This is a genomic window from Bradyrhizobium sp. P2_E8, from assembly GCF_056403875.1.
Genome location: NZ_JBFUES010001393.1, coordinates 1 through 1,479 on the forward strand (window position 1 = coordinate 1; position 1,479 = coordinate 1,479).

The 1,479-nt window shown below is 64.1% G+C and carries 1 protein-coding gene and 1 pseudogene; both read left to right on the top strand.

All coding sequences use genetic code 11. From position 1 onward, the window contains the following. Positions 1–304: pseudogene (locus tag AC1D00_RS40760) on the top strand (hypothetical protein); the annotation flags it as partial. Positions 305–674: 370 nt separating this feature from the next. After that, on the top strand, positions 675–1,479 hold an 805-nt coding region (locus AC1D00_RS40765; RefSeq protein ID WP_477014600.1), incomplete at its 3' end, for a TAXI family TRAP transporter solute-binding subunit.

Consider the following 1,479-nt stretch of genomic DNA (forward strand, 5'->3'; position numbering starts at 1 on the left):
CACCAGGACCTCGGAATATTTCCGCTGCCAGGTCTCGCTGGCGCTGACCCGGGACAACAAGGAAGTCATCAACGTCCAGACCGACGGCGGTTGCACCAAGAAGCCGCGCATCTTCGAGACCGACGGCCATTACGATTTCGACGCCACCGAGACCGAGCCGCCGAACACCAATTCGTTCTTCGGTCCCGGCGGCTACTCGATCTGGGCGGCCGACGTCACCGCACAGAAGGTGCGCGGCTGCATCACCATCTCCTCCGGCCTCGGCTCCGACATCTCCAAGTGCCTGGACATGACGTTCCAGTAGCGGCTTGCCAGTGACGGTGCGCTCCCTCTTCCGCTTGCGGGGGAGCTATCGCAATGAGCTTGGCGGAGCTTGAGCGAGCGCCTCGTCCTTCGAGACGACCGCTCCGCGGTCTCCTCAGGATGAGGCTGAGCGGCAGCTTTGCCTGCCGAAATTGTCGCCACGCACCCCGTCCTCATCCTGAGGGCCCGCCGCAGGCGGGCGTCTCGAAGGATGTGCTGCGGGCGGCTGCGCCACCTCGCCGCACCCGCCGGGTTCCCTAAAAGCTGAGCCGGAACGGCCATTTGCCGCAGTCCTGTTTTGCCTATTGGATGGGTTGACCCGCTCCCCTCATCCGGCCAATTTCCCCGCCGGTTTGGGGAGTACAGAAATCATGAAACGGACGATTTTCGGCGTGGCCGCGGCTCTTGCTCTGGCGGCGTCGGCGCCTTGCGCGCATGCGCAATCCTTCATCAACGTGCTGACCGGAGGCACCTCCGGCGTCTATTATCCGCTCGGGGTCGCGATCGGGAAGATCTACGGCGACAAGATTCCGAACGTGAAGACGCAGGTACAGGCCACCAAGGCGTCGGTCGAGAATCTGATCCTGCTCCAGCAGGGCCGCGGCGAGCTCGCGTTCACGCTGGGCGATTCGCTCAAGGCCGCCTGGGACGGCGACGAGGAAGCGGGCTTCAAGTCCAAGCTCGACAAGCTCAGGACCATCGGCGCGATCTATCCGAACTACATCCAGATCGTCGCGACCACCGAGAGCGGCATCAAGACGCTGGCGGACCTCAAGGGCAAGAGCCTGTCGGTCGGCGCGCCCAAGTCGGGCACCGAGCTGAATTCCCGCGCGATCCTCAGCGCCGCCGGCATGAGCTACAAGGACCTCGGCAAGGTGGAGTATCTGCCGTTCGCCGAATCCGTCGATCTCATGAAGAACCGCCAGTTGGGTGCGACGCTGCAATCGGCCGGGCTCGGTGTTGCCTCGCTGAAGGATCTCTCGACCTCGAGCCCGATCACGGTGGTGTCGGTGCCGAAGGAGACCGTCGACAAGATCGGCCCGCCCTTCATCGCGGCGACCATCCCGGCCAACACCTATACGGGCCAGGACAAGGACGTGCCGACCGCGGCCGTGGTCAACTATCTCGTGACGAGCTCGGCAGTGTCGGAGGATCTCGCCTACCAGATGACCAAGC